Source organism: Sphingobacterium sp. UBA7631 (assembly GCF_002483935.1).
GTDB lineage: Bacteria > Bacteroidota > Bacteroidia > Sphingobacteriales > Sphingobacteriaceae > Sphingobacterium > Sphingobacterium multivorum.
In genome coordinates, this window is sequence record NZ_DLIX01000002.1 from 387,391 (window position 1) to 413,764 (window position 26,374).

Genomic DNA, 26,374 nt, shown 5'->3' on the forward strand with positions numbered 1-26,374 from the left:
TAGAGCCATATCGGAAGATGTGGCTTTTTTGTTTTGGCGTATAGACAACATCCATGGTAAAGGGATATGTCTTTTTTTTTGCCTTTTATCAAATTTTTGATCTTAAAAGAAGGGTAGCTTTGGGATATTAAATAAATCAATTATGAAAAAGCATAGTTTCTTAATGGAAAGACTAGTAAGATATAAAGCGTTTATTAATATCATTACAATATTGCTTTTGTTGCTTTTACCTCTACCGGGTGAAAAGTTTACGCTCCTTTTTTTTATGGTGTTATTTCTTGCTCTATTTCAATTTTTTACTTGCCTGAATTATGTTGATTTCATCAATATGTGGGACTTAGTTGTTCAAGCTCTACTGGCGGTTATTTATATTATAATCTGTACAACAGTTTTACTGCATTCGTTATATATCATAAAAAGAAGACTGGGAACTACATTAGATAGGATATTTTCGATAGTTATAGGGATAGCAGGTCTTTATAGCCTACATGCTGTCCTACAATACCCGGATATGTTTTCTTTTGCTTGGCTTGCATTATTTTTCATTTTCAATATAATGAGATGGATGCTTATAACAAAGGCTGATTATTAGCGGATGATATGCTTATTGGAGCAAATAAAGGATCCCGAAAACTAGGGGTAGTACGTTTTAGTTTAGAAGCCAGATCCTGAAATCTGGCTTTTTACGTCAAAAGGGCCTGATTCTCATCAGACCCTTTCTCTTAGCGTTTATTTGTACAGTAATTTTTATGTTTCCTATCGTTTCCTCTTTTTTGTTTCGTCATCCAATGTTTTTTAAGACTATTGGATTTTCACTGTACGACGCCAATTTTTATGTTGAACCTTTCTTTCGAAAGGTAGCTTGTAGCCGTTTTGTATTATAAGAACAATAGCCAGTTCAAAATAGTTTTATAATTTTTTACTAACTGCAGTTTTAATTCAAAAAGCTTACGCTCTTAGTGAAGTACAGGTTGTACTAGTAAACATTTGAAACATCCTTTGATTATCAACCAGAGCTTACAACTCGGGATTAATCATGAAGGACCGCTAATCATAAAATACCTTCAGCTGCTCCAGCCTCTTTTTTACCAGCTTACTTTTCATCGGTTCAAAACTCATGATTTCTTTGCTGTTCTGTTTTACGGATACCCGAAACGGCTGGTTTAGCTTTGCTGTCAAATGATAGATAGCCACTAGCTCAGCGAGGTCTTCAAACCATGCAGCTGTACTGTAAAGTGACGCGAAGGGTGTTTTTTGAAGCTCTTTGTAAATTTTAGGTGCATCAGAAACTGACACCTGCTTTCCGCTCCGGAAGCGTGCGGTTGCCAGCAAAGGGCTAATGAACGCTTTCTCGGGCACATTCGCGGCATGCCAGATACCCCGGGTAAATGCTGTAGGTGCCGCAACTGTATCACTTTCGAAGGAGTGAGGTGTAAGAGCCAGCACCGCATCCACTACATGCGTTGCCTCGTGAATCAATACGTACACCATAGCGTCCAGCTCGCCGGCATCTATCGTTACCTTCAGTCCGCTATCTTCAGGAAATGTGTAGTATGAATTCTCCTTCCATGTGGCCCATTGGGAAACAGTTTCATTAATAATCTCTGCACGAAAAGTGATGTTGAATTTTTGGGTTGAATCGGCTGTTTCAACCGGGGATGTAAGTGCCGTGTTGGGCATATTATCCATGAAACTTATACTGTGCAGATGTTGTTTCAGAATTTTACTATGTAGCGGCGACAGCATGTTAAAAGCCTTTGCGACCTTGTCTTTTTCTTTGGCTGTCAGTACATGATCCACTGGCTGCAAACCTGCTTCGCGAAATTTGTTGAAAACTTCGTCCGGTGCCGGTTGTATTCGTTCCGCCAATGCTGATAAGGACCGGCTCTCTGGAATTTGCGCGCGAAGAGCCATCGGGATAATAAGAGAAAAAAATAAGTAAGTAAAGAATCTGCTTATCATATTGAATTTTGTTTTGGAGCAAAAAAGACTGAATTTACAAAAAAGACTGAATTTAATTTATGGCAAGAAATTTTGCCCGGAATGCTGATGGCGTTTCACCTGATTTCTGCACAAATAGCCTGCTGAAGTATGCTGGATCTTCATATCCCAGTTCATAGCCAACCTCTTTTGCCGTCAGATTGGTATGTACCAGCAGCCGTTTTGCTTCTAACAGAATTCTGTTCTTTATGACATCATTAGGCTGTGGCAGATTGAGCCTTTTAAATTTATGGCTAATCGTTTTTGGAGCCATAAACAGCAGCTCGGCATAATCGGCAACATGGTGCTTTTCTTTATAATGTTCGTCAACCAACAAGGTAAACTTCCTGAAAAACTCCAGGTCGCTGTTCTGTTCAGTAAGTTCTTTATCGAGATTTTGCTTTTTCCACAATCGTGCAGATTTGATGAACAATTGTTTGAGATAGGTACGAAGCATCTCTTCCAGCGAGGTATCGTTCAATCCGAACTCATCCGTAATCTGTCCGAAAATATAGCTAAAGAAAGGAATTTCGCCACTGTCCAATTCCACCATCGGCATATTGTAGATGTTGCTGAACAGCAATCCGTTACAGGCTACTTCCTCATCATGTATCTGGATACAATAAAAGTTGCGGTTGTAAAAAATGAAGTGTCCCTCTTCTTGTCCGAGCTTCTTTATATGCAGATGCTGATTGGGGCTTATAAAGAACAGGGAGGGCTGTTTTACGGAATATTCAGTAAGATCAACCTGTAACTCAGTTCCCATTGAAAGAAGCAGTACTTTTATGTATTGTTTATAACCCGCGCCATTAATGGAATCGACATTTTCTTCATGCAACGATATAAGTCCTATGGTTTTTAGGTCGTTTCGAAATACTTTTTCACTTGCCATATTGGTAAACTAATGGGGTTAAAAATACAAATCTCAGTTCAAATAGAAACAGGAGAACATAATATTCTTGCTCTCCTGTTTTGCAATTCATCATGATTTTGCAAATTTCTCCAGCTCAGTATTGAATTTTTCCATTTCTTCGACAAATAAGGCATGACCGCTGTTTTCAAAGCGGATAAGCGTTGCATTTTTTATGCCTTTCTGTAATTGTTCGGCCCAAACAAGCGGACAGTTTTTATCATACACTCCCTGAAAGATGGTTACAGGAATATTGATTTTTGAAAGCTGGGGGCGTAGGTCCAAATCGCGGAGTGCGGTGATCGATTCTGTCATGGCATAAGGAGAGGCCTGCAAGTTGATATTCTCCAACCATTTTTCTACGTTTTTAGAGATATTGCCCTCTTTCGCCACGAAGCCTGCACCGAAACTTGCGATTAGATCCTCTCTTTGTGTTTTGGTTGCGTTTATCAATCCTTGTACCACTTCATTCGGCAATCCGTCAGGAAAACCTTCCCGCTGTTTCCACGATGGTGCTGCCGCCCCAAATAGCGCTAGCTTGCTTATATGGGCGGAGTTATATTTTGTTACATAATGCAGTACCACTGCGCCACCGAGCGAAAATCCTCCAAGCGTAGCATTTTGTATGTCCAGTTTTTCCAGAGCCACTTTTATATCATCGGAAAAAACATCAAAGTCATACTTTCCGTAAGGTTTATCTGATTTTCCAAAACCACGAAGTGTAATTCCAATCACTCTGAATCCTCTGCGGGATAGATATTGGTATTGGTATTCGTACATTTCATCGCTCAATGGCCAACCGTGAATCAATACAATAGGTTTACCTTCGCCAAGGTCGGTTACATGGAGCTTTACTCCCTTTTCTACTTCGATGTATTCTGCTCTTCCGGCAGAAGCTGGTACTCTTTTCCCTTGAGCAAGAATAGAAGTGCTCAATAAAGTCATCACTAAGCTGATTGTTGCAATAATTGTTTTCATTTTTTTAATGTTTAAATTGTTTAAAAGTTATGATACAAAGATATAATCAGCTTAATTCGAAAGGAATGGATAATGGTGGATATGTATTGTACTTTTTTCCCTAATAAAGAATTTAAGGGTAATAGCCGTGAATCCAAGGTAATATTGAAATTTGAAGTTCTTACCAAGGCTGATCTCGTAAATCATCTATTTATTAAGGTCACGTCGAGAGATGTGGCTTTTTTATGGTTTATCTATTTTTATTTAGTACGGTTTATTATCCTAAATAATCTTGTCTGGGATTTGACTTAACTGTGAAACTAAATAATTAATGGGGACGGTCAATTCAGATTGGTTACAATAGTATTGATCAATAACGCCGTAGATTTCAAACAGTGATATATTAAAGCCATCTTCGATGTCATTGTAGTAAATTATTTGATTTCCAAATAAAGCAACCACCCAAAAGCCCCCACTTTCATCTCCAAATGATTTTTCTTGCCACTTATGAGGAGTTACTTTGATGAGATTCCAAAGGTTTAAAGCTTTATAATCCATTGTCAGTTCTGCCTGCAAAATAAGAAGTTCTATTTTGTCAATTGATATCGGTGTCCACATGCGCTAAGATAATGAAATTTTAAAGTGAATTATCTATCTCGGAGTCTATAGCTTCATTGAATCGTTAATTCAAATGATAACTTTCATCTCCCCATTTCCGCCATTCACCGAGTTTTCCCGATCGTTAGTCTAAAGCCGATAGGCTAAGAGCCTATTGTGTCGTAGTTTTGAGTCAACAAATAAGAACAACAGAACTAACACTATAAAATAAAGACATTATGAAAACTCTAGTAAAAACATTCTCAGCAGCAGCTTTAATCGCAGTATCTACATTTGCTATGGCAGCTGAAGGGCCTGGAGCAAAAGCAACAAAAGCTAATATTAACCTTTCTACTGCAGATTTCGCTTTAGAGCACTATGTTGCGGTAACGACTGAGGGAGAATCGGCAGGTGTACAGCAGTTATTCGCTAATGATTTCAATCAAAAAATCCAAGCTACCAATGTGCAGTCTAATAGCCGTAGCGAAGTGGTTAAATCCTTGAAAAAGCAAAAAGGCGAAAAGCTAAACTGTACAGTAAGCACAGATATCATCGAGGAATCGGCAGACTATATGGTCGCTAAAGTGACTTTGAAATTTGAAAACTTCACCAAAACAGATTTAGTTACTTTGGAGCGTGTGGGCAATGACTGGAAAGTATCCAAATCAATCAATTCGTATAAATAGAATTTTACCACTGGTGGTTTGCCAGTATTAAAAGACAAACCACTAGTGAATCATATGTTTATTAAGGCCACGTCGTGAGATGTGGCTTTTTTACGTCAAAAGGGTTTGACGTTAATTGAATGCTTTACCTCAACTTTTGTATGTAAAGTAGTTTTTTACTTCTTTGGTGTTTATTATTAATTATGTTTTTTTTGTCGTTATTTGATGTAATAGATAACTATTGTGAAATTATTGGTTTATTGATCCTTAATTTTCTTCTGTTTGAACACTTTTGTGTAGTTGATTTCTCTTTATGTTATTTTTTATCGAATATGTAGTATGTTTGCTTTCGTTGTAGGTTTTTTTAATTAAATATGATTTTGTAGTAATTTTTTTTAAATAGAATAATATATATGAAAAGTAATATAAAGTATTTTAGTATTTATGCCATGGTGTTTCTTCTGCTTGCTGCCTGTAAAAAGGAAAATGGCGTTGTGAAGCCACCAGTAGATCCACCGATAGAAACGAATGATTTGAAGTTGAAGCTAGATTCAAAAAAGGTGCTTGATTTTCAAAAGATCACCTCCTCCAGTTCAGCGTCTTCTCTGGCGGAATCAGACATAAAAAAGTACTTTGAGGATCGTGTTGATCTGTCAATACCTAAAGAAATTATCGTTGAAAAGGACTCCACAATCCTCATTAAACAATATGGTATTACAGAGCGCTACAAGTCAAAATGGGAGAAGGATGATCTTTATCTCCAGAATAGCGACGAATCATCGTGGAAGCTAATCGGCGCGAAAAAGAACAAAACAGATTTTGTGCTCAGCATGAGCTTTTATTCAAAGAAAAGTGTTACTCAGTCATCACAGAATTTTTTGATAGGGCAAGAATATAATCTAAAATCTTATGATCACCTGTTGTCTAAAAATGCTGAGAATACAGATTTTATTTGGCTGAAAATTGACTTACTATATAATAATACCAAATAATGATTAAATACATCACACTACTTCTCTTTTTAGGAACCGGATTTTCAAAGATTGCCGTGAGTCAAGAACAGAAGTCAACCCTCATAACGGTTAAATCACCTGAAGAATTATATGTCGGAGCAGTATTGGAAAAGCATACAATCAATTCTCCGATCCCCCCGGTTCTGAATGTCATATTAGATAATATTGTCGTCAATTTTGGCGGTTTAAATGTTAAGAGTAAAGTCATAAAAACCGAAAAGACATCATTTTACAAAGCAATTGAAGAGGCTCTACAAGGGAAACGCTCGGATAACAGGCGCTTTTCATTTGATATAAAAGAATTGAATGGCTATAATGATGTTTCTCTTTATTTTGGACAGCAGATTGATCTGGCAAGTTGGTTCTCCATCACCGAAACGGCAAAGAAACCACGGACATTACTGGCTATCAATATGGAAAAGATTGCTTTTACAGTAGATATGGACTTACCTGCCGAAGGAACTTTTAACACAAATAAAGAGCTTCTTAATAAATACGATATAAATGACCTCATTTATATCAATACACTTTCTTTCGGAAGAAAGGCCGTTGTTATCGTCGAATCGGACTTAGCTGGTACATTGGTCAAAGAAGCGTTATCCGCTCAGCTTAAAGGGAACAAGCTTGCTGATAAAGAAAGAGCCGTTCTCGCAAACTGCAATTATCATGTTGCTTTCCTTGGAGGGCGTCACAGTGATTTAGATTTCAGTGCCGGACAACTATTGCAACAACTAATAAATTATATTGATACAACGTTGGATGTAAACAATTACGGAGATCCTATTGCGTATAAGGCCGCTTATTTAAAGAATCACCAAATTTTTTATAATTCATATTAACCATTTTTTTGTTTCTTATTTAACCTATTTTTTAATCATGAAAGTTTTCAGGACCTTTTGTGGTGCACTTATATTTTTCATAATTGCATCATGTAACAAGGATAATCTATCCATTCATACCGAGAATAGTCAGGTGCCGAATGCGAGTGTACGCAAGCCATATCAAATCAAAATAGACTCGTCATATGCTTATCAAGGTGATTCTTTATATAAAGTCATGGCACGGGAATACAGTAGCCGTTCTGAATCAAATGTTAAAAATAACCAAAGTAACGCTCTTTTTGTAAAGAAAGCGACTATAGCAGGGATGACACCTGAGGACGAAGCTTTTTTCTCAAAAAGACATACGGTAAAAAGTACTGAAGCGATGTTGTATCAGGGAAAAAACTTTATTTTTCCAGGGGCGATTTTGGAAGGGAATAGTATATCCAAACAGGTCTATAATCCTATTTTCCTTGCGAATAGAAAACCGATAACAGTTTCAATGAGCTTGACTCACACTACCCCTAAGCCGACAAGCCGCATCATTACAAATCCAACATACTCTAAGCTGGATGATTACGTCAAAGAAATGGCTATTGGTGGAAGTTTTAAGCAGAACGAAAAATTTATGTTTCAATATAGGCGTTTTACTTTTTATGATGAGATCAAAGAGGCATTTGGTACCGACGTCAATACACAAAGATTGTTCTCCTCGAAGAGTGAGAACAGCAGTACGGAATCTCACAAAATATTGCAGTCTACCGGACTTTATGTGAAATTCTTTCAGGGTAGTTTTACTGTAAATATGGATATAGCACCACTAGCAGATCAGCCGATCCAAGGTACTTCTGGTGAACCACCTGTTTATGTTAACTCAGTTACTTATGGCAGAATGGGAATACTTGTTATCGAAACAGATAAAGAGTATCAGTTTGCCGAAACGTGTATAAGAAAAGAATTTGACCGAATCTTCTATAACAAAACAGAAACTTTAACAACAGAGGAAAGGAAATTTTTTGACGAGACATCGTTTAAAGTCCTTATTATGGGAGCGGATAGCGATTATACGGTACAGACTTTTAAAGGGTATTCTTATTTTCTGAATTTGATTTACAACTCGAAGTTTACCGAAACAAGTTTTGGTGTTCCTATTGCGTGTTCATTTTCAGATGCAAATACACATCAATTGGTTGAAACAGAATTTGTAAATACGTCATTTGTGGAGCCCTTGTATGTAAAAGTAAACAGAGAGAATAGTGTCTATGAACCGGACGCATCAAGCAACAATTATCGTTCTAGGGCGAATATTGTTTTAAACTTCTTTAAGGATAGAGAAAAGACTAAACCTGCTTATCCCTATACTGACATCTATTTTGAGGTGCAAAAATATGAGAATAAATGTATCTATACGCCCAATCAAAACAATTGGCCTGAAATTTTGATGGATTGCCAGAGCAGCTCCGACCTCTTAAAACTAAGAAATATTAATCTTTCGAACAGACTGGTTGTGGGGACCGAATTCTCCTCTTATGAAAGTAATGGCCCCGAACCCATGCCGGATGAACCCAGACGATATTGGGAAGCAACAGATTATCAATTAAATTATAACTTAAGGTCGAGTCCATTTTTTATTACTATCTATTAAATTAAATATATAATTATGAAACAGATTTTTAAATTAATTTATGCTGTACCTATTCTCCTTTATTCATGTAATAAGGAAGGAGCAAATCGTCTTGATACAGCTCATGTAACCCAAGAAGGGGTTGCCAAAAAAGACAAAGGTCAATGGGATAAAGTTTATACCATTAAAGATGGAAAAGAAATTGATATAACTCCTTCAGCAAATTCTAAACTTCGTGCTTCTGCAAATACTGCTAATGTCGAACAATTTTATGAGATAGCAACATTGGCCCCCAATTACATATTTTTAGGCTCAGTACTTAGTGCACAATCAATAAATAGCGGTTTGTATGAACCTGTAGGTTATACCAGTTTATTAAAGCCGAAGGTTACGGCTTCATTTTCACTGCCAGTACGGTCGAAGGAGATTTCTCCAACTCGCTCAGGTCTAAATAATGCTGTTATTGATGCTATTGGAGATAAAGATTTCAGCGGAAGACAATCACAGGTCTTTACATACAAAATGAAACAGATAGATTACTATAAAGAAGCTAAGCTTGCTTTTGGAGCTAATATAAATATCGCCTCTGTTTTTTCAATGAGTGCATCAGTCGCCAGCGGCAAAATTCTGCAAACCTCTGCGCTAGTCTGTGATTTTAGCCAGACTTATTTTAACGTATCAATGGATATACCAGATGACGGGAATATTTTTAAAGATGAGCCAACCAGACAGGGATTTTTAGCGAAGAATCCGGTGTATGTTAATTCAGTTAACTATGGGCGCAAAGGGATAATTCTAGTAGAATCATCAGTAAACTACAGTGAGTTATCTGTAGCTGTACGTGCGGCGTTTACAGCAGGTATAGTAAATGGTTCTGTATCTTTAGATGCGAATACAAAAAAGATTCTATCCGAAGCTCAGATCACGATCTGTATCATAGGAGGAAGTGGCCAAGATGCTGTCCGTACGGTTAAAGGGTTTGATGAATTTCAGAACTTCATTATAAATGGTGGAGTCTATACTACGGATGTGTATGGCGTTCCTATTTCTTTTGGCGGTGCATATGCGTCGACAAACGGAATGTTCCAGACAGAATTCGAACTGTAATAAAAATATATAAGTGTTTTAGAGCCACGTCGAGAGATGTGGCTTTTTTACGTCAAAAGGGCCTGATTCTCATCAGACCCTTTCTCTTAGCGTTTACTTGTACAGTAATTTTTATGTTTCCTATCGTTTCCTCTTTTTTGTTTCGTCATCCAATGTTTTTAAAGACAATTGGATTTTCACTGTACGACGCCAATTTTTATGTTGAACCTTTCTTTTGAAAGGCAGCTTGTAGCCGCTTTGTATAGTAAGAACAGCTGTCGATTTAAAATAGTTTTAAAAATAAATGTTTCGATTTTTTAAATTGACATTTTTGAAATAAGCTCTTACTTGTTAGACATTATTATCGAATTTCTAATCCAAATATCTCTTCGCTATTTTTTCTACTAGCAATTTGATATCATCATAGCGGGCGATGCTCAAAAGCCAATCTTCAGGTATACTTTCCAGCCCATAGTACAAACCAGCTAATCCGCCCGCAATCGCAGCCCCGGTGTCTGTATCTTCACCAAGGCTTGCAATAGATAATACAGTGTCTTTATAGTTGTCTTTTTCCATAAAAACCCATAGGCTTGATTCTAGACTATCGATCACATAACCGCTGGACCTTAATTGATTATGTGTCTTAGATCGGATGTCATGCAAAATGGTGCTATTAAAATGAATTATTTCCGACTCAGGGAAATTGATGTCCGTCCAGAACTTTGAAACTTGATTCCGCATTTCAGCATAAGCCTGCTCCTTGGCCAAACCTAGCAAAATGAGTTCGGCTAATTTAAGATAGATAAAACATGCCATTGCAGCGCGTATGTGCTTATGCGTTAGGGCGGAAATTTCCCAAATTTTCTCGAATTGTTCCGACGGGCTAAGTCCTTTGATCTCAAATAAAAGGGGTAATATTCTCATTAACGAACCATTGCCGTTGTCTTGTTCTCTCGCCCGATATTTTAGCAAATGTAGCTCTCCGATTTGCCTGGATCCGATAATATCTTTAAGCTCACCGATCGATTTAGCCGTGGTGATGCCGATATCAAAGACTTCTCCTCTTGCTGTCCACAGCTTACCTTCCTTCCAAGCTATAAATTTTTTGGAGATATCTACCAAATCATATCCACCTAACAGCGAGTCTGCAAGACACAAGGTTAAAGATGTATCATCTGACCAGGTACCCATAGGTTGATTATGGCTGCCAAATCCGATCATTTCGGTAGCTGGATTTTTTAGCATTTCTTCTTTCGACCTGAATTCAAATGGTACACCAAATGCATCACCAACCGCGATGCCAAACAATGCTCCATACATTTTATTTTTCGCTTGATTAGCAGCTGTATTAGACTGTATATTCATAAATAATTTGATCGTTGATTCATATCAATATAATAAAAAATATTCACCTTCCCATTCCCGCCATTCACCGAGTTTTCCCGAGCGTTGGTCTAAAGCCCGTAGGCTAGGGGCCCAATGTGTTGTAGTTTTGAGTCAACAAATAAGAACAGATAAACTAACAATATAAAATAAAGACATTATGAACTCATTAGTAAAAACATTCGCAGCAGCAGCCCTAATCGCAGTATCAACTTTCGCTATGGCAGCTGAAGGACCAGGAGCAAAAGCAGCAAAAGCAAACGTTAACCTTTCCACAGCAGACTTCGCTTTAGAGCACTATGTTGCGGTAACGACTGAAGGAGAATCAGCAGGAGTAGAGCAATTGTTCGCCGAAGATTTTAATCAAAAGATCCAAGCAACCAATGTGCAGTCTAACAGCCGTAGCGAAGTGGTTAAATCTTTGAAGAAACAAAACGGAGAAAAGCTGAACTGTAAAGTAAGCACAGACATCATCGAGGAATCGGCAGACTATATGGTTGCTAAAGTCACGTTGAAATTTGAGAACTTCACCAAAACAGATCTAGTTACTTTGGAGCGTGTAGGTAATGACTGGAAAGTATCCAAATCAATCAATTCGTATAAATAGTATTTAATAATTAGTGGTTTGCCAGTAATAAAAGACAAACCACTAGTGAATCATATGTTTATTAAGGCCACGTCGGGAGATGTGGCTTTTTTAGTTTGGAAATTTGCATTTGAGCAACAAAAGATTATTTTTTTTGCATAATACCATATTTTTTGTTTTGATCGCCTTTGGCATTTGCTCCTGCATAGCTATCTAAAATCCGCATGGTCGCCGCTTTTAGCGAACGTCCGAATTCCGTGGGATGATAACCCGGTCCAGTAAAAAATTCTACCTCATGATTGATTTTTGAATACCATACTCTCCCTACATCCTTGGGACCTAGGGTATCTGGTCTCGTTATTTTCACAAATCCCTCGAGTTTGTTTTTATCTAAGCCTATCACTTGATAAGGCTGTGTCTTACTCTGACAATCTACCTCAATATATTTTTCCCCATTCCAGCACATGCACTCTTCAGGCGTCAGAAAATGTACGGTAGTCAATATTGTCAATACCAAAAGCGCTACACCTGAAAACCTCAATACAAGTTTGTTTTTTTTGAAAAATGATCGGGGATAATTAAATCTGTCAATATTTTCCCGATTTTGCCTCATTTCATTTAAGTCGTCTTGAACGTCTAGATCGTCTATTAATTCTTCAGCTTTTTCTTCTTCCGGTTTATCCTTAAGTTCTTTGTTTTCACCCGTCAATGTGGAAATCATTGATGAACCTTGCGATGTTGGCTCTTTATCGCCGGTAGGAATTAAAGGGGCATCTAGTTTATCAGTCAGTGATGAGCTTTTTTCTTCACCTATTGGCGGTGGATCTTTAGGTTCATCTAGTGTTGAACTATCATAGCTGTATCGGAATGGCCTCGGCTGATAGTCCACGAGTATTGCGAGTAGCTTCACTACTCGGTCTTCAGGATCTTGCGTAATGTTAAGGGCAAATTTCTGCAATGCCTTTAATGACCCAGTATTGTATTTCGCTATTGCTTCTTCCAAGTTCTTTTCTTTTTTATATGGATCAAAGAACTTTTGTAAAATTTCGATATCCTCGGGCGGTAAACCTTCGGATAATCTAACTAAGCAATAATCTCTTAGCTTGGCGGGAGAAGGATTAACTAATAAATCATCCAGCTCATGGTTGTTTTTCTTTGCCTCATATAGGGCAAGAACCTCTTCTTTAAATTTGGCAAATGTCGTTGGCATGGCATCAAAATTAAGCTAATTCTACACCGGAATTTACGGAATCCCGTAAGTCAATCCATTCTTTATACATCGGAATTCATAGAATCTTTAGCATTTTATCGGACCTTTCGGACCTATCGGAATCATTTGATAAAAAGGGTTTTAACGGCTATAACTTTGTTCTCGAAGTCAGATGATGGATCGATTAAAATATAAACTAAGATACTAATCTGATTTCACAATGAGAAGATCTCGCGGTAGTCTTTAGCCGGTTTGGGAAGCAGCTTCTGCCTCCCGCGATTGACACTCTTACTTCCCAAAAAATTCAGAAGGCCTTCTGAAAACATTTGTAGCAATCCCGTGCATGGTGCACGGGGACTACTCATTTTTTCAACTTTTTAAATTTTTTGAATCATGTGGAGTTTAATATTATATTTTCTATTTGGAATCGGTCAACCGTCTAATTCACAGCCTAGCGCAGGAACACCAACAGTACAAACGGCAGATACGCCACCGCCAAATCCTGGTGATGACGGAGATGGGGGAGATGTTGGTACCATAAGACCTCCGAAAGGTAAATAAGAATTCAATAAAGAAAAGGTGGTATTTTTATGCCACCTTTTCCTGTTTTTAAGCAAATTTTTGTTTGGTCGTTTTATTTCAATATTTTAGGGTAAAATTAACCTCGCTTGAAACATTGTTATTTATATTTTTTATGGTTTACTCTATTTTTTTCTTGTAAGAGAGAGACAGATGAGAATCAAATCAGTAAGCAAAATCCTTTTTTCGACAAGGCATATGTTTACTTAGATAAAGGAAAAGCAGACTCTTCTTTTTTCTTTTTTGATCAGGCGAAGCAAGTTTTTATAGATCAGAAAGATAGCATTGGTGTTGCCAAATGTCTCATTAATATGGCAATTACTCAAGTTGATAGAGGTGATTTTTATGGCGCACAGGAAACATCTTTAGATGCTCTTAAATATCTTAATAAAGGGAAAACAGAGCATCGTCTTCTTATTAGTTTAAATTTTAATAATCTTGGTGTATCATCTTATGAACTGGGGGATTTTTACAAGGCTGTTGATTTTTACGAAGATGCGATAGAGTTTTCTGATGATTCAATATCTATTCAAACCTATTTAAATAATACCGCCCGGGCTTATCAAGATCAAAAAGAATATTCTAAAGCAATTTCTCTTTATAAACGCGTGTTAAAGGAAGAAAAGAAAAATTCGTCCTCTTATGCAAGAGCATTAACTAACTATGCGCAAGCCATGTGGTTAAATAATCCTAATTATGATCCTTTGGGACAATATATTGAAGCTTTTCATATTAGAGACAAAATAAATGATCTATGGGGACTGAACTCTAGCTATGCTCGATTCTCAGATTATTATGAAAAAAATAACCGCGATTCTTCATTATATTATGCTCATAAACAATATGCGATTGCAAAGCAAATTAATAGTGGCGATGATCAAATTAAAGCCCTAGAACGGTTAATTAAAGTCGTTCGTTCAGATTCGGTTACATTCTATTTTAATCAATATAAAATCATCTCTGACAGCATCCAGCAGGCCCGAGCAGCCGCCAAAAACCAATTCGCCCTAATCCGCTACGAAGTTGAAAAAAATAAAGCCGATAACCTGCGACTGGAAAAAGAAAATGCCGAAAAGCAGAACCGCCTGGTTAGACAGCGTGCCATTACAGGTGCAAGTATTTTTTTACTCCTATTAGCTGTTGTTGGAGGAACGCTTTGGTACAAACGGCGCAAGCAACGTCTTGAACTCGAAGCACAGAATCGGGTCAAAGAAACACAGCTTCATCTTTCTAAAAAGATCCACGACGTCGTGGCCAATGGCATCTACCGGGTAATGTCGGAAATTGAACATGGCGATGAAGTGGATCGTGATGGTGTGCTCGATAAACTGGAAAATATGTACCATCAATCACGCGATATCTCCCACGATGTCGAACAGGAAACGATCACAGAGACACCTTATAACGAGCAACTGGCAAGCCTACTCAAATCCTTTGCCGCTGACCATCGGAAGGTATTAATCGCTGGTAATGATGCCGAACAGTGGGACGATATTAGCAAACGTATTAAGGATGAAGTGAAGCATGTGCTTCAGGAGCTAATGGTTAATATGAAGAAGCATAGTCAGGCCGAACAAGTCGTCGTACGTTTTGAAAAATCGGAGCAAAAACTCAATATATTCTATAAGGATAATGGTGTTGGAATCCCTGAAGAAAAATCGAATGGAAAAGGTTTAGCCAATACGGTTTCCCGTATTGAAAGCCTTGGTGGTAGAATTACCTTTGTCAATGAACCGGGAAAAGGGCTCAATATCACGACCGTTATCCCATTATAAAAAGACAATAATGTATGTTTAAGAAAGTACTCATTGCCGAAGACCACGAGATAGCCAACATTTCCGTGCAGAAAACCTTGCACGACCTCGGTATTCACAATACCAAATATGTTTATTATTGCGATCATGCACTGACCTGGATTAAAAATGCGATCCGCGATGGCGAACCATATGATCTGCTGATTACGGATATCGAATTTGAAGATGATGATAGTCCGCAGGAGATAAAGGATGGCCTTTCACTGATCAAAGCTGTCAAGATTGTACAACCAGACATTAAGGTTATTGTCCTGACGGCCAAGGACCGCTCGTCCTTGATCAATGACATGTTCAAGAACAATGAGATCGATGGCCTTGTACGCAAAGCTCGACGCGATGGCCAACATCTGCGCGAGGCATTGCAAGCGGTTGATCAGAACCGAACGTACCAATCGCCCGACAGTAAAAAATTTATTCAGGAGCAGAACTCGCACGAGTTTACGCAGTTTGACCTGCATATCATTAAACTCCTGTATGAAGGCGTGTCCCAAAAAGAAATGCCCGAATATCTCCAGCAGCGTGATATCCGCCCGTCGAGCCTGAGCAGTATCGAGAAAAGGCTCAACCTCATGAAAGATGTACTAGGTTTTACCAAAAATGAACAGCTTGTTGCACACTGCAAGGAATTAGGTTTTATATAAATAATCTTTGCTATCGGATTACGGTTTTCCGTAAAGACTCTTGGGGTTATCGTGCTACTTTTGTGCAAGCAAGGTAAATAACGTGGTAGGGTTGCTTGCCGAAAATACGATATCTGATGCATTCACGATATTTAGTGCCATATTTTAACCAATAACGTGATGAGAAAAGGCTATCGTAGGATAGCCTTTGTTTGTTTCATGATTATCTGTAAAAGCTAGATTTATGAGCGGCCCAGCTGAATGCACTATTTTTAATCAGCCTGATTTGAAAAGGTATTGATTGAGTTTAGCGCATAGTAAGCGATTCCATTTTCGGGGTATTCTTGCAGGATTTCTTCGTAAAGCGCTTTTGCTTTTTCGGCTTGCCCGGTCTGCGAATAACAGAATGCAATATTGCAAAGTCCCATCTCTCGAAAGCACATTTTTGAAGAACTCAAAACTGTAATGACACGATACTGGTCAACCCAGCTGTTTCTAGTAAAATAATCAACACTCTCTTTAAAATGTACAATCGCTGTTTCAAAGTCATTTTGTTTAAGTGCTTTCAATCCCTTTCGATGACTTTTTGGAATAGTAATTCGCAACACTAGCGCTATAACGCAGAAGATCATTACGCCATTAAATATATCATCTGTTTTGGCGATATACTCATAACCATAAAGAAAAGCGATCACTATGGCGAATACAGTTAAAAAGGATGGCCAGGATATTGACCGATTTATTGGAAGATTTGAATTCATATGGATAAGAAATACGTTTTGGCTGTAATTTCTCCAAAACTACACAATTTAGGATACAATGACTCCTACTGCCTTTTATTTTTTTGTTAAGTAGAGTGCCTGTCGAAATCTAATCGGTCCTAAGTTTAGTCTTTACGGGAAACCGTAGAATCGCGGTTACGGTTTTTGATAGTTTTGAATCGATAAATCAATAAATAGCAGCAAAGTCAATTAACCGTATTTAACTGAAAAACACTATGAACACAGATCAATTGATCCAAGATACACTCTCCGATAGCAGAGTCATCTACGAACGTGTTAGGCAAGAACTTTCTAAAGCTCGATCCGAAGTTCTGATAGCAATGGCCTGGTTTACCGACAATGAATTGTTTGCCACAGTTCAGGGATGCCTTGATCGTCACGTTAAAGTTTCTATTATTATCTCCGATCAGCCCGATAATGAAAAGCTGGATTTTTCACTTTTAGAAAAGCAGGGGGCTGAAGTAACCAAGGTCAAGAATGTCGGCTGGGGGATTATGAATCAAAAGTTCTGCGTGATCGATCAGAGCGTAGCCATAACAGGATCCTATAATTGGAGCAACAACTCCAAAAGTAACAACCATGTAAGCGTCATCGTGACCAATTACCCGAAGACCATTTCGGAACTTACTGAAACTTTTCATGGAATCCGTACGAGAGCTATACGAATCAATAATGGTGAATCTTTGGAAGATATCATCGCATCTGAAAAAATTGAAATACCCATGCAGACGAAATTAGAAAATCAAACCTCGAGATACAAGGTGTCATCGGACAGAGATCTCAATTTTCAGCAACAGTCTTTAAAAGAGTTCAAAGATGTTTTGGATAATATTATAGCTTCGGAGGTTGGCGCTTTTGACAAAGATTTAGTCAAACAGAGCGGATATAACCGAGCCAAAGAAAATAACGGGGATCATCAGATACTTCACCAGGCAATGGACAGTCTTTACTCTAATTTTATCAATGAAATTGAAGTAATTGCCGAGAAGAAGGATCGTTTGAAAGTCCGTATTGACGAACAGCAAAAGGTGAGTACGACCAATATGGAATTTAAGACCGAACAGGAAGTCGAAAAGATCAAAACCAATACATCCTTCGATCAGCAGAACCTGGATTCGGATATCAACATCTTGACAACAAAAATTGAAGAGAAGCGTCTGCAGATCAGCTCCAACAATAATACCAAGATACCATTTTTAGAAAGCAAGATCGTAGCGCTAAAGCAAAAGATTAGGGAGCTTGAAGTGGAGTTTGTAAAACCTAGTATCAATAAACCTGTGATGGCCATACTGATAGCAACTACATTGCTGCTTGCCCTTTATATCTTTGTATTCTATTCTTCGGTAGCCTATATCTTTATTTTTTCCAAAGAAGATATCAATAAAATGATTTTGATGGGAGCTGCCAATATTGAATCACCTGAAGTATTCAATCCACATGCTATCTCCAAAATAGGGCAGAAGGGATTGGGTGGTATACTATTCCTTTTTCTTTTTGTCGCTATTCCCCTAGCATTAGGGATGTATAAAGTGTTTAAAGACCTATTTGATTCAAAAGAAAAAGTAGAAACATCCAATAACAGTATCTGGCAGAAAATTAAAGGTGGCTTTATTGACAACCTGGGAATTATTCTTATCGTCATTGTGGATATTTTTATTGCTTTTAAAGTATCAAAAAACATCAATGATATCGATCTGTTGACCAATCAGACAGACCAGCATCTTACCTTGTCAACCGTATTCCAGGATAGTAATTTTTGGCTTGTATTTATCCTCGGGGCTTTGGGCGTTTTTCTATTTGGGTTCTTCTTTGAAAAACTATTGGCTCAGATCAACGAGCGTAATCTGTCCTTCCAACAACAGAAAACCAAACATATCGTACAGAGCCATCAGGCTGAAATCGAAGAATACCAAGAACAGATCAATAAAATCCAGCTCGAGAACGATGCATTGCAGTCCGAACTCTTTGCATTGCAGGTCAACAAAGAAGAGAAGATAACACAGGTGCAGCAGCTGCCCATTCAACAGAATGAACGTGTAGGAAGCTTACAGCATCAATTATTGACTTTCAAAGAGCGCATCAGCAATATCGGACAGATTTATAAGAGCCAGATTGACAATGATAAATTGCCTATCTCCAAAGCCGAGATGGAAAATAGGGTCAATATCTATATGGAAGGATGGAGCAAATATTTATATGAAGTATATGCGATCCTAAAAGCCGAAAATAAAACCCGTGAAGCCGTAGGGGAATGTGAGGCTTGGCTGTCGAATCTAGGATTGCAATCTGATATCAAACATGAACTTTTAGAAGACCTTACAGCTTTTAACAACTAATCCATCAACCAATGAAAGTAACTAACATCTTGCCATTAGCCATCTTACCATTTCTTGTTGCGTGTATGAATGACGGTTCCTCTAAAGAGGAGGAGCTGTCCAATAATCAAGTGATGCTCAAAGACTATAATATTATTATTGCTCCAGATCTCTCCAATCGGATCAATATGGCGCTTTATCCCAAACCGATCCATGATACGGTTCTGATCAGCAATTTAATTGGTCATAGCAGTGATCTGCTGACCTTGAATACCCGCCGTTCAGGACAAGCTGATATTTATAAAATTGACTTTATCAACCGTGGGATATTGAACGGAACATCATTTGACCCTAAAAAAATGACTATTGATTTTAGCCGATTTGACAACAACCAGATGGATCGGGTCAAGTACATTCGTCAGGGATTGAAATCTGACGAACAGCAGTTTTCAAATGAAGTGATACGGGTGTATGATTATTCATTAAAAAATCAGACGGGAGCCGATGTTTGGAACTACTTTAATGAAACAGTTAAAGCCTCTTTGGTAGATGCCTCCCCTAAACGCATACAAAGTGGAAATAATTTGCGAGTTGACAAGAAAAATAACAATGTCGTTTTGCTTTTGACTGATGGTTACCTTGAGAATGCCAATAAGGGAAAAGGCTATCGCTTAGACCCTGCATTAATCGCTAAGATCCGCCAGGACTTTAAAGCAAGTAGAAAATCTGATCTGGCTGCATTTATTAAAGCTGATTCGGCCTATGCACTCAATAAGACAGATTTTAACTTAAAAGATGTCAATATATTTATTGCCGAGCTAGTTGATCGATCATTAGATAAATATGGTGTTGCAAAAGAGCAGCCAACAGATTTTCAGATCATTAAGGTTGTTTGGGAAAAATGGCTGAAAGATAGCGGTTCGCCCAATGTCAAAGTTGTTCAGGCTGTCAATACCAAGCAGGAGTTTTACCAAGAGTTTGAACAGTTTCTTAAAACACTATAGGCAACATGAAAAAATGGGTGAATATAATGATCAAACTGGGCGTAATTGCCCTGTTTATTATAATTGTGTTTTTGATGAGCTGTTCTCATGCCGAACGCACGTTTAGATCAGTTGGTTTTTTTGAAAAAACCAACCTTCCGTATATTGAGGAAGTCAGGGTTTACAAAGTCGTAGACGGCGACACATTTTGGGTTAGGAACCGTCAGGGGAATAAAGTGAAAATTAGACTGATTGGTATAGACGCACCGGAGGATAGAAACGCCTTCCATAAAAAGAAACATCCATTTGGAATAGTCTCTAAACGGTATCTAGACAGTTTGATTCTCGATAAGAATATTCGATTGGAATATGATATGGATTCGCTTGATCGTTACGGTAGGACATTGGCCTATGCTTATCTTAATGATGTTTTTATCAACGAGAATATGATCAAGAATGGCTATGCTTTATTGATGACAGTACCACCAAATGTAAGGTATGCTTCACAGTTTGTAGAAGGACAAAACCATGCAAGATTAAATCGATTAGGACTTTGGAATTCATACGCTGTACCTAACTTGGATTAATACGCTCCGACTGAAGATATCTTTTAAACGCCTGTTCTCGTATTGGACAGGCGTTTAACTAGCTTGGCCAGTTTTGGCCTAGATATGCCAGCCATATCTTCTTCATCATAATTTCAAAGATGACTTGATCCTTTTTTGATATAAGTTTTGGCTCTTTACCCTTGTGTTTTTTGATCAGTACATGATCGGGCAAAATTTGGATATTGGAAATTTGCCCATAAGTTAGTTTCGAAACGCCATCGGTAGAAAAAAAGTATAATTTTTTGTTGGTCATCACGATTGAACCGCGCTTGATCAATTTATAGCTCGAATATCCTTTCTCAGAGCGTAATTCAAACCATTTAATGTCATTCTCCTCGTATAGGCATATTTCATTCTTCACGATCTCTTGAATTGTTCCCCATCTTTTAAGGGGTTTCATTTCAAGTTGCCAGTAGGAAAGGTATTTATTGAGCATTTTCCTTGTGGATTTAGACAAATTGATCTGACGTTTTTTTAATGAAGTTTCTAGTTCTGTCATTTCATTAAATGACATCCGTTTTTTTGCAATAAATGGTCTGACTAAAGCGTCCGTAAATTGCGTGTTTCGTTTGTCTTTAATCTCATTTAGAATCGTATCAGTAATCTCAAAGAATTGGACCAATTTATTAAAATGAAGGAAATCAGTATCATCCAGCACCTGATCCTTAAGCAGTTTGATATATAAACTATCAATCACATCAATACCTAATTTTCGACGGTAATATGTCGCAGTGCTGTTGTCGATGAGTAACAAAGACTGTAAATGCCTTATATTATTCAGCTCTAATTCACTGATGATCCCATTTTTACAGCATTCATTAATATAAGTAATATAAAATTCTTCCATATTCAATCCGAAGCTTTTGTATACGGCGGTACCATACTTTGATACGATCAGCTCCATGTCATGGATTCGGACCGATTCTATTGCCTTATTTGCAAAGAGGTTATTGATTTCAATCACACAGTTCTCATCCGGCTCTTGCTTGAACCAACCTTGTAAAAGACTTTTCTTGATGAGCGGTTTCTTTTCAAATATTTCCTTATTCATATTGTCTGTATTCTTGATATATGGGATCATTCCAGTTACATACACCACCATGCCAGGAGCAAGCTCCCCGGCCTCGTGCGTTAGATGTGGTGCCGTCACAGCATCTTGTCACGTAGCCGATAATTCTTTTTCTTAAGGGATTGATTGTATTATATAATCTTTGAGCTGCGGTCGACCCAAGCGCTATCGCTGTATTGAGATCGTTGACTGCTTCCTGTGGCTGCCTTAGCTTTTGGTAGCATACCGCACGCCGATAGTAATGGTCAACATTTTTATCTTGTGCTAATAAGTCATCCAATTTGCCTAAGGCATCGCTATACTTACCATGCTTGATTAATAGGTCTATTTGCGTCGATATCAACTTATTTCGCTTATTTGTCAACTGATCTATTTCATCGCTAAACTTTGCAAAATTGTTTGCTCGATCAATCAAACGAAGGGACCTGTCGATATCTTTTGCTGGAGCATCCAGTAGTTTCAAGTAATGATGGAGACTATCTTTTCGGATGGCTTCATTTTTTGCCTCCACTTCTTTTTTGTGTTTTTCAGCCTGTGCCAGTAATGCTCTTTCCTGTTCTTTTTGCAGCTGAAAGTGATGGCTCGCGATGCTAACAGGAATTGAAAAGATTATTAGAAGTCCAGTAATAAAGAGTTTTACTTTGGGAACCAGCTTGACGCGAAGCAGATTTTCCCATCCTGATTCAGTCGCGGGAATAAAAAGTGTTGATATAGCGGCCAAGATCAATCCCGTTAATAGGTTGTTAGCAAGCACGAAAGCGGATAGCATAATACTACTGGAGAACAGCATTTTCCACCAGGAGAATGTCTTTGTGTATTTTTGGCTGCTTGAACCGTGGAAGATATCTTTAAAGACCTTTTTGTTCGGCGATATCAACCCACTTACATATCTTCTGTTCATCATATAGAATGTTTTTTCGGCGCGAAAAATAAATTAGCTAAGTTTATAGGAAAAAATCGCTTAAGAATCCTTTCCCTAAGCGATAACCAGATTATTGCGATAAATGAACTGTATTTTATTCATAGTTTTTTAGTGCATCTGCAATTTCCTGCCGATAATTATAGATCTCGTCCAAAGAGGTTAAGAGCTTTTTGACTCCCTTATCTTTTCCTTCTGAAAATACCTCTAGGTATTTATTTGTCGAATTGAAATGTAGACGGGCTAGTGGTTTCCGATTATTATCATCGAGCAATATACCGAAGTAGGATTGTGTATCCCGGAAGGCGATGCGCGAAGAGGGGATATGCTCCCGCAAAATTGCTTTGACGATCTGTGAACCTTCGATTTCTTCCTCCGTTGTAATGATTTTATTCTCGTTTCCAACATTCTCATCTATGGGTTCAAGATCTGGAGCAGCTTTTGGCGGAATAGCATCATTGATGCTCAATGCCGTCTTCAATCTTGAATTTATGGATTCATTGATCGATGATGAAAGTGCCTTTTGGGTATATTCTTTAAACGCTGCCATTCTTGAGGCGATCAGCGGTTTCTCGAAAAACCTGCTCACCAATAATTTGACAAGTTCATCAGATGGACCTTGTAGTTCTTTTTCAAATTCCTTACGAATAGCTTTAATATATTTTAATCCCTCTGCGGAATCCAGTATTCCTTCGAGATGATATCCATTTTTTGTGAATTTCTCCAAGATCTTGATATTGGAATCTTTGAGATTGGAGAGGTCTAGCGTGAAAAAAGGTTTTTCATCCATGATATTTGGCTTCTCCAGATCAGCGTAAAAGTTATAGATATGTCCATTGGTCAATACGCCGAATCTTGCTTTTGAAACATGAAAATAACGATGCAACTGTGAATTGTGCGCATCCGCTGTTTCTTTCCAGTGCTTACACTCGATGATCAAAATAGGCTCGTTATCTTTCTTGATGACATAGTCTACCTTTTCTCCCTTTTTAGTGCCGATATCACAGATAAATTCAGGGATAACTTCGGTTGGGTTGAAGATGTCATAACCCAAAATCTGAATAAAAGGCATGACAAAAGCATTTTTTGTGGCTTCTTCGGTACTTATTTGATCCTTAAGATTACCTACACGTTGATGTAGTTGCTCCAATTTAAGTCGTAGATCGTTTTCCATAATGTTAATAAATATTGATTGTCGTCCAAATTTAATCAGGAAAACCCTGTCGGTGTTACGGGTTCCCGTAATGCTAAAACGGATGTTTTAAATCGATGTATCACCGCAGTTTCCTTTATGGGAAACCGTAAAAAAAGACTCAGTACGGGCTATAAATTTGTTTTCAATTATTAACTATAAACATCTTAAATACAAAACAATGGCTTGGACTTTTAGAAGAAGAGTGAAGATCGTCCCAGGGATACATCTAAACTTTAGTAAGAGCGGTATCTCTACATCAATTGGGGTAAAAGGGGCAAATATGACCTTCGGTACCAATGGTACTTATTTAAACACAGGAATACCGGCATTGGGAATTTATAATAGGCAGAAACTAAATGGGAACGGTTCACCATCTTCTTCTCCCGTTGTGCTGGATACTCCACCTGCGACACTGCCATACATAGCTCCGGTGGAAGTACGAAATCGAGGTAATATATTTAGCGCCGATATTCATGAGATCACGAGCCAGGATATGGCGGGCATAAAAGAGGCAATTTTACTGGCTCGGGAGCAGCGTTTATCGTTAGAGAAAGATCTTGTTGAAATTAATGCAGCGATCAAATCCACGAAGAACAAAAAACTAATGAGTTATCTTTTACTATATGGATTGATCAATAAATCAATACCGGCGCGGATGAATGAAGATATTAATGCGCAGGAAGAAGCTATCAAGCAGACAAACGAGCAAATAGAGGCCTCTTTTGTTGATTTACAAGTTGATTTTGACCTTGAGTTAAAACAAAAATATGACGTCTTGGTCTCAAGTTTTATCAACTTGGCGAAAAGTCAGAAAATATGGGACGTGACAAGTGCTCATTATGAGGATCGTGCCATTACTCGATCGTCTGCCAGTACCGTTGTAAGCAGAACTGATGTTCGATTTGGATTGAAGTCGATCCCTGAATTTAAATCCGATATAAAGGCATTGTATTTCCAAAATGCAAATGGCGCAGATCTCTACATCTATCCAAGTTTTATCGTTATGTACAGCAGATCCAAAGAGTTTGCTATTATCGGTTTGGACGAAATTAGCTTACAACAACATGCGGTAAGATTTACAGAGACGCAGGGTGTGCCAGCAGATTCAAAGACTATTGATATGACCTGGGCTAAGGTTAATAAGGATGGGAGCAGGGATAAACGGTTTACCGGTAACTATCAAATACCTGTAGTACGCTATGGCGAGATTAAATTAAGAACTGCCACTGGGGTCAATGAAGAATATGAGTTCAGTAATTATGAAGCAACCGAGGCATTTGCAAATGCTTTTACTGAATATCAGCGTTCGGTAAGTCAACTCGTCCAATGCTAGGAAAATAAAAACTTTAAAAACTAATAACATGCAACAAGAACGACAACACGGCAATGCTGAGAGTTTCTCAAGGAAATCGGGAACTCTAATGAGTAAACAGTTTCTTCCCATTGGAGAAGTCAAATCTGTAAAGATCCAAGTCGTGCAGTACAAGGATTTAATTAATGAAAATAAGGAACAGGCGATTCGTTTTGAATACGAATACTACGATAGTTATTTAGATCAGACGGAAACCAAGCTTGGTTCATTGGATAAGGATGAGCTAGAAGGACTTATAAAATCCATTAATATTATGAGAACGGTCGTTTTTAATTCATTTCCTGAACACTATACTGAAGTAGGTTTTGTCAGTAGAAATGGATTTAAGGCTGGATGTTATTCTATGCCCGGAGATTGGAAATTCTATTTGCAGTTAGATCAATATGATGACCGGTCTTACATTTGGCTCACTAAAGAGGATTCAGCGACAATTTTAAATATTTTAGATCAATCTAACGAAAGGTTACTAATGCTAGGTAACAACGTTGATTAGTCATTGTTTTTTTTCATACAGAGTTAATAATATGAAACTCTGTATGAAACATTTTTAAATTAGCGGTGGTCATCTTTTAGATATATTGGTTGATTTCATTGACTAGCTCGATCAATGGAGATTTAATTCTTTTATTCCCTAACTGTGCATAGGATAAAATATTGATGGTAGTGACGTCAAAAGCTATACAAAAATTGGTAGCCACTTCAAAACTGTCCGAATAGTTTAGCTCTAGATAACGGTACAGTATGTCTGTAATCATTGAAAGTTCATCTTGCGTAAAACCATCTAATTTAGCGACAAACCATATCGCGCCAATTTTTTTCACGCCATTATCTTCAAAAAGAAAAACGTGATTTGGTTTCGCGTATAATGGTAGTTTTTTTAACACAACAATAGATTGTTTTTTTAATCGCTTTTGAAATTGAAACTTTTTTGGCTTTAACTGGGAAAAGTCGAATTCTTCAAATTTTTGAAGGATATGAATGTTTCTTTGAAACATGTTTTTGGTTATTTTAGCATCGCTGTTTTCAATTTTCTCTAGTAGTTCGTCAATCTTTTCAACTATTTCAGTATTGTTGCCTGCAGCAAATGCTCTGCTAATACAGCTTACAGCTGATGTCCAATAGTCGCCACCACTCTCAGACTTTTCAGGTTTTATCTTAGGCTTTTTTAGTTTTTCTACTAATGTCCGGCGCCCTTTGGGGCTCTTTCTATTAAACTCGACCAAATGGGAAATCGTTATTTTATCCATGAGTATTAGATTTTAATTGTATGAACTGTTATTTTTATA

26 protein-coding genes are annotated in these 26,374 nt (G+C 37.8%); 14 read left to right on the top strand and 12 right to left on the bottom strand.

Annotation, left to right across the window (positions count from 1 at the left end; translation table 11 throughout):
* Positions 1–1,047: 1,047 nt before the first annotated feature.
* The 4 genes from B3P16_RS01800 to B3P16_RS01815 form a co-directional block, all read right to left on the bottom strand.
* Positions 1,048–1,962, bottom strand: a complete 915-nt coding sequence (locus B3P16_RS01800; RefSeq protein ID WP_286841072.1) for a hypothetical protein — start codon at positions 1,960–1,962, stop codon at positions 1,048–1,050.
* Positions 1,963–2,014: 52 nt separating this feature from the next.
* Positions 2,015–2,872 carry a helix-turn-helix domain-containing protein gene (locus tag B3P16_RS01805; protein ID WP_286841074.1) on the bottom strand — a complete coding sequence of 286 codons (858 nt, stop codon included), beginning with the start codon at positions 2,870–2,872 and terminating at the stop codon, positions 2,015–2,017.
* Between the two features lie 90 nt (positions 2,873–2,962).
* Positions 2,963–3,868, bottom strand: a complete 906-nt coding sequence (locus B3P16_RS01810) for an alpha/beta fold hydrolase (RefSeq protein WP_286841076.1) — start codon at positions 3,866–3,868, stop codon at positions 2,963–2,965.
* Positions 3,869–4,129: 261 nt separating this feature from the next.
* Entirely contained in the window at positions 4,130–4,465 is a 336-nt protein-coding gene (locus tag B3P16_RS01815) for a hypothetical protein (RefSeq protein WP_286841078.1), read from the bottom strand.
* Positions 4,466–4,683: 218 nt separating this feature from the next.
* Between B3P16_RS01815 and B3P16_RS01820 the strand changes: the two genes are divergently transcribed.
* From B3P16_RS01820 to B3P16_RS01840, 5 genes are all read left to right on the top strand, one after another.
* Complete coding sequence (locus tag B3P16_RS01820) at positions 4,684–5,130, top strand: nuclear transport factor 2 family protein (protein ID WP_153846959.1); 447 nt, start codon at positions 4,684–4,686, stop codon at positions 5,128–5,130.
* Positions 5,131–5,522: 392 nt separating this feature from the next.
* A complete protein-coding gene (locus B3P16_RS01825; protein WP_286841080.1) occupies positions 5,523–6,101 on the top strand; it encodes a hypothetical protein in 579 nt (192 codons plus the stop codon).
* Entirely contained in the window at positions 6,101–6,961 is an 861-nt protein-coding gene (locus B3P16_RS01830) for a thiol-activated cytolysin family protein (protein WP_153846957.1), read from the top strand. Before B3P16_RS01825 ends, B3P16_RS01830 begins: the two co-directional genes overlap by 1 nt.
* A 37-nt stretch (positions 6,962–6,998) precedes the next feature.
* Positions 6,999–8,588, top strand: a complete 1,590-nt coding sequence (locus B3P16_RS01835; protein WP_259255081.1) for a thiol-activated cytolysin family protein — start codon at positions 6,999–7,001, stop codon at positions 8,586–8,588.
* Positions 8,589–8,603: 15 nt separating this feature from the next.
* Positions 8,604–9,674, top strand: a complete 1,071-nt coding sequence (locus B3P16_RS01840) for a thiol-activated cytolysin family protein (RefSeq protein ID WP_259255080.1) — start codon at positions 8,604–8,606, stop codon at positions 9,672–9,674.
* A 351-nt stretch (positions 9,675–10,025) separates the two neighbouring features.
* On the opposite strand, the gene B3P16_RS01845 is transcribed toward B3P16_RS01840, so the two are convergent.
* Complete coding sequence (locus B3P16_RS01845; protein WP_286841082.1) at positions 10,026–11,018, bottom strand: ADP-ribosylglycohydrolase family protein; 993 nt, start codon at positions 11,016–11,018, stop codon at positions 10,026–10,028.
* A 178-nt stretch (positions 11,019–11,196) separates the two neighbouring features.
* On the opposite strand from B3P16_RS01845, the gene B3P16_RS01850 reads away from it, so the two are divergent.
* Positions 11,197–11,643: a nuclear transport factor 2 family protein gene (locus B3P16_RS01850; protein WP_286841083.1), complete on the top strand. Its 447-nt coding sequence runs from the start codon at positions 11,197–11,199 to the stop codon at positions 11,641–11,643.
* Between the two features lie 124 nt (positions 11,644–11,767).
* Here the strand turns inward: B3P16_RS01850 and B3P16_RS01855 are convergent, their stop codons facing one another.
* Positions 11,768–12,832: a hypothetical protein gene (locus B3P16_RS01855; protein ID WP_286841084.1), complete on the bottom strand. Its 1,065-nt coding sequence runs from the start codon at positions 12,830–12,832 to the stop codon at positions 11,768–11,770.
* A 215-nt stretch (positions 12,833–13,047) separates the two neighbouring features.
* Complete coding sequence (locus B3P16_RS01860; RefSeq protein ID WP_159332799.1) at positions 13,048–13,197, bottom strand: hypothetical protein; 150 nt, start codon at positions 13,195–13,197, stop codon at positions 13,048–13,050.
* A 28-nt stretch (positions 13,198–13,225) separates the two neighbouring features.
* On the opposite strand from B3P16_RS01860, the gene B3P16_RS01865 reads away from it, so the two are divergent.
* From B3P16_RS01865 to B3P16_RS01875, 3 genes are all read left to right on the top strand, one after another.
* The gene (locus B3P16_RS01865) at positions 13,226–13,393 is read left to right on the top strand and encodes a hypothetical protein (protein WP_286841085.1); all 168 of its coding nucleotides are present in this window, start codon (positions 13,226–13,228) and stop codon (positions 13,391–13,393) included.
* 329 nt (positions 13,394–13,722) lie between these two features.
* Positions 13,723–15,186 carry a tetratricopeptide repeat-containing sensor histidine kinase gene (locus B3P16_RS01870; RefSeq protein WP_286841086.1) on the top strand — a complete coding sequence of 488 codons (1,464 nt, stop codon included), beginning with the start codon at positions 13,723–13,725 and terminating at the stop codon, positions 15,184–15,186.
* 14 nt (positions 15,187–15,200) lie between these two features.
* Positions 15,201–15,866 carry a response regulator gene (locus B3P16_RS01875; RefSeq protein WP_120335528.1) on the top strand — a complete coding sequence of 222 codons (666 nt, stop codon included), beginning with the start codon at positions 15,201–15,203 and terminating at the stop codon, positions 15,864–15,866.
* A gap of 251 nt (positions 15,867–16,117) precedes the next feature.
* On the opposite strand, the gene B3P16_RS01880 is transcribed toward B3P16_RS01875, so the two are convergent.
* Positions 16,118–16,606: a tetratricopeptide repeat protein gene (locus tag B3P16_RS01880; protein ID WP_286841088.1), complete on the bottom strand. Its 489-nt coding sequence runs from the start codon at positions 16,604–16,606 to the stop codon at positions 16,118–16,120.
* A 236-nt stretch (positions 16,607–16,842) separates the two neighbouring features.
* On the opposite strand from B3P16_RS01880, the gene B3P16_RS01885 reads away from it, so the two are divergent.
* The 3 genes from B3P16_RS01885 to B3P16_RS01895 are packed head-to-tail and all read left to right on the top strand — an operon-like array spanning position 16,843 to position 20,512.
* Complete coding sequence (locus B3P16_RS01885; protein ID WP_286841090.1) at positions 16,843–18,963, top strand: phospholipase D-like domain-containing protein; 2,121 nt, start codon at positions 16,843–16,845, stop codon at positions 18,961–18,963.
* An 11-nt stretch (positions 18,964–18,974) separates the two neighbouring features.
* Positions 18,975–19,946 carry a hypothetical protein gene (locus B3P16_RS01890; protein WP_286841092.1) on the top strand — a complete coding sequence of 324 codons (972 nt, stop codon included), beginning with the start codon at positions 18,975–18,977 and terminating at the stop codon, positions 19,944–19,946.
* Positions 19,947–19,951: 5 nt separating this feature from the next.
* Entirely contained in the window at positions 19,952–20,512 is a 561-nt protein-coding gene (locus tag B3P16_RS01895) for a thermonuclease family protein (RefSeq protein WP_286841093.1), read from the top strand.
* A gap of 58 nt (positions 20,513–20,570) precedes the next feature.
* Here B3P16_RS01895 and B3P16_RS01900 read toward each other — a convergent pair whose 3' ends face one another.
* From B3P16_RS01900 to B3P16_RS01910, 3 genes are all read right to left on the bottom strand, one after another.
* The gene (locus B3P16_RS01900) at positions 20,571–21,584 is read right to left on the bottom strand and encodes a hypothetical protein (RefSeq protein WP_286841095.1); all 1,014 of its coding nucleotides are present in this window, start codon (positions 21,582–21,584) and stop codon (positions 20,571–20,573) included.
* The gene (locus tag B3P16_RS01905) at positions 21,577–22,506 is read right to left on the bottom strand and encodes a tetratricopeptide repeat protein (RefSeq protein ID WP_286841096.1); all 930 of its coding nucleotides are present in this window, start codon (positions 22,504–22,506) and stop codon (positions 21,577–21,579) included. The genes B3P16_RS01900 and B3P16_RS01905 overlap by 8 nt, the downstream gene beginning before the upstream one ends.
* Before the next feature lie 112 nt (positions 22,507–22,618).
* Positions 22,619–23,695 (bottom strand): type I restriction endonuclease, encoded by a 1,077-nt coding sequence (locus B3P16_RS01910; protein WP_286841097.1) that lies wholly within the window; start codon positions 23,693–23,695, stop codon positions 22,619–22,621.
* A 199-nt stretch (positions 23,696–23,894) separates the two neighbouring features.
* Here B3P16_RS01910 and B3P16_RS01915 point away from each other — a divergent pair, with 199 nt between their 5' ends.
* Both B3P16_RS01915 and B3P16_RS01920 read left to right on the top strand, forming a co-directional pair.
* Positions 23,895–25,049, top strand: a complete 1,155-nt coding sequence (locus B3P16_RS01915; RefSeq protein ID WP_286841099.1) for a DUF4236 domain-containing protein — start codon at positions 23,895–23,897, stop codon at positions 25,047–25,049.
* Between the two features lie 28 nt (positions 25,050–25,077).
* Positions 25,078–25,581, top strand: a complete 504-nt coding sequence (locus tag B3P16_RS01920) for a hypothetical protein (RefSeq protein WP_286841101.1) — start codon at positions 25,078–25,080, stop codon at positions 25,579–25,581.
* Between the two features lie 76 nt (positions 25,582–25,657).
* Here the strand turns inward: B3P16_RS01920 and B3P16_RS01925 are convergent, their stop codons facing one another.
* Positions 25,658–26,335: a hypothetical protein gene (locus B3P16_RS01925; RefSeq protein ID WP_286841103.1), complete on the bottom strand. Its 678-nt coding sequence runs from the start codon at positions 26,333–26,335 to the stop codon at positions 25,658–25,660.
* Positions 26,336–26,374 lie beyond the last annotated feature (39 nt).

Bases quoted from the DNA above. Each gene is read 5' to 3' on its own strand.
- B3P16_RS01800 (WP_286841072.1), bottom strand. From the start codon at position 1,962: ATGATAAGCAGATTCTTTACTTACTTATTTTTTTCTCTTATTATCCCG.
- B3P16_RS01805 (WP_286841074.1), bottom strand. From the start codon at position 2,872: ATGGCAAGTGAAAAAGTATTTCGAAACGACCTAAAAACCATAGGACTT.
- B3P16_RS01810 (WP_286841076.1), bottom strand. From the start codon at position 3,868: ATGAAAACAATTATTGCAACAATCAGCTTAGTGATGACTTTATTGAGC.
- B3P16_RS01815 (WP_286841078.1), bottom strand. From the start codon at position 4,465: ATGTGGACACCGATATCAATTGACAAAATAGAACTTCTTATTTTGCAG.
- B3P16_RS01820 (WP_153846959.1), top strand. From the start codon at position 4,684: ATGAAAACTCTAGTAAAAACATTCTCAGCAGCAGCTTTAATCGCAGTA.
- B3P16_RS01825 (WP_286841080.1), top strand. From the start codon at position 5,523: ATGAAAAGTAATATAAAGTATTTTAGTATTTATGCCATGGTGTTTCTT.
- B3P16_RS01830 (WP_153846957.1), top strand. From the start codon at position 6,101: ATGATTAAATACATCACACTACTTCTCTTTTTAGGAACCGGATTTTCA.
- B3P16_RS01835 (WP_259255081.1), top strand. From the start codon at position 6,999: ATGAAAGTTTTCAGGACCTTTTGTGGTGCACTTATATTTTTCATAATT.
- B3P16_RS01840 (WP_259255080.1), top strand. From the start codon at position 8,604: ATGAAACAGATTTTTAAATTAATTTATGCTGTACCTATTCTCCTTTAT.
- B3P16_RS01845 (WP_286841082.1), bottom strand. From the start codon at position 11,018: ATGAATATACAGTCTAATACAGCTGCTAATCAAGCGAAAAATAAAATG.
- B3P16_RS01850 (WP_286841083.1), top strand. From the start codon at position 11,197: ATGAACTCATTAGTAAAAACATTCGCAGCAGCAGCCCTAATCGCAGTA.
- B3P16_RS01855 (WP_286841084.1), bottom strand. From the start codon at position 12,832: ATGCCAACGACATTTGCCAAATTTAAAGAAGAGGTTCTTGCCCTATAT.
- B3P16_RS01860 (WP_159332799.1), bottom strand. From the start codon at position 13,197: ATGAGTAGTCCCCGTGCACCATGCACGGGATTGCTACAAATGTTTTCA.
- B3P16_RS01865 (WP_286841085.1), top strand. From the start codon at position 13,226: ATGTGGAGTTTAATATTATATTTTCTATTTGGAATCGGTCAACCGTCT.
- B3P16_RS01870 (WP_286841086.1), top strand. From the start codon at position 13,723: ATGGCAATTACTCAAGTTGATAGAGGTGATTTTTATGGCGCACAGGAA.
- B3P16_RS01875 (WP_120335528.1), top strand. From the start codon at position 15,201: ATGTTTAAGAAAGTACTCATTGCCGAAGACCACGAGATAGCCAACATT.
- B3P16_RS01880 (WP_286841088.1), bottom strand. From the start codon at position 16,606: ATGAATTCAAATCTTCCAATAAATCGGTCAATATCCTGGCCATCCTTT.
- B3P16_RS01885 (WP_286841090.1), top strand. From the start codon at position 16,843: ATGAACACAGATCAATTGATCCAAGATACACTCTCCGATAGCAGAGTC.
- B3P16_RS01890 (WP_286841092.1), top strand. From the start codon at position 18,975: ATGAAAGTAACTAACATCTTGCCATTAGCCATCTTACCATTTCTTGTT.
- B3P16_RS01895 (WP_286841093.1), top strand. From the start codon at position 19,952: ATGAAAAAATGGGTGAATATAATGATCAAACTGGGCGTAATTGCCCTG.
- B3P16_RS01900 (WP_286841095.1), bottom strand. From the start codon at position 21,584: ATGAATAAGGAAATATTTGAAAAGAAACCGCTCATCAAGAAAAGTCTT.
- B3P16_RS01905 (WP_286841096.1), bottom strand. From the start codon at position 22,506: ATGATGAACAGAAGATATGTAAGTGGGTTGATATCGCCGAACAAAAAG.
- B3P16_RS01910 (WP_286841097.1), bottom strand. From the start codon at position 23,695: ATGGAAAACGATCTACGACTTAAATTGGAGCAACTACATCAACGTGTA.
- B3P16_RS01915 (WP_286841099.1), top strand. From the start codon at position 23,895: ATGGCTTGGACTTTTAGAAGAAGAGTGAAGATCGTCCCAGGGATACAT.
- B3P16_RS01920 (WP_286841101.1), top strand. From the start codon at position 25,078: ATGCAACAAGAACGACAACACGGCAATGCTGAGAGTTTCTCAAGGAAA.
- B3P16_RS01925 (WP_286841103.1), bottom strand. From the start codon at position 26,335: ATGGATAAAATAACGATTTCCCATTTGGTCGAGTTTAATAGAAAGAGC.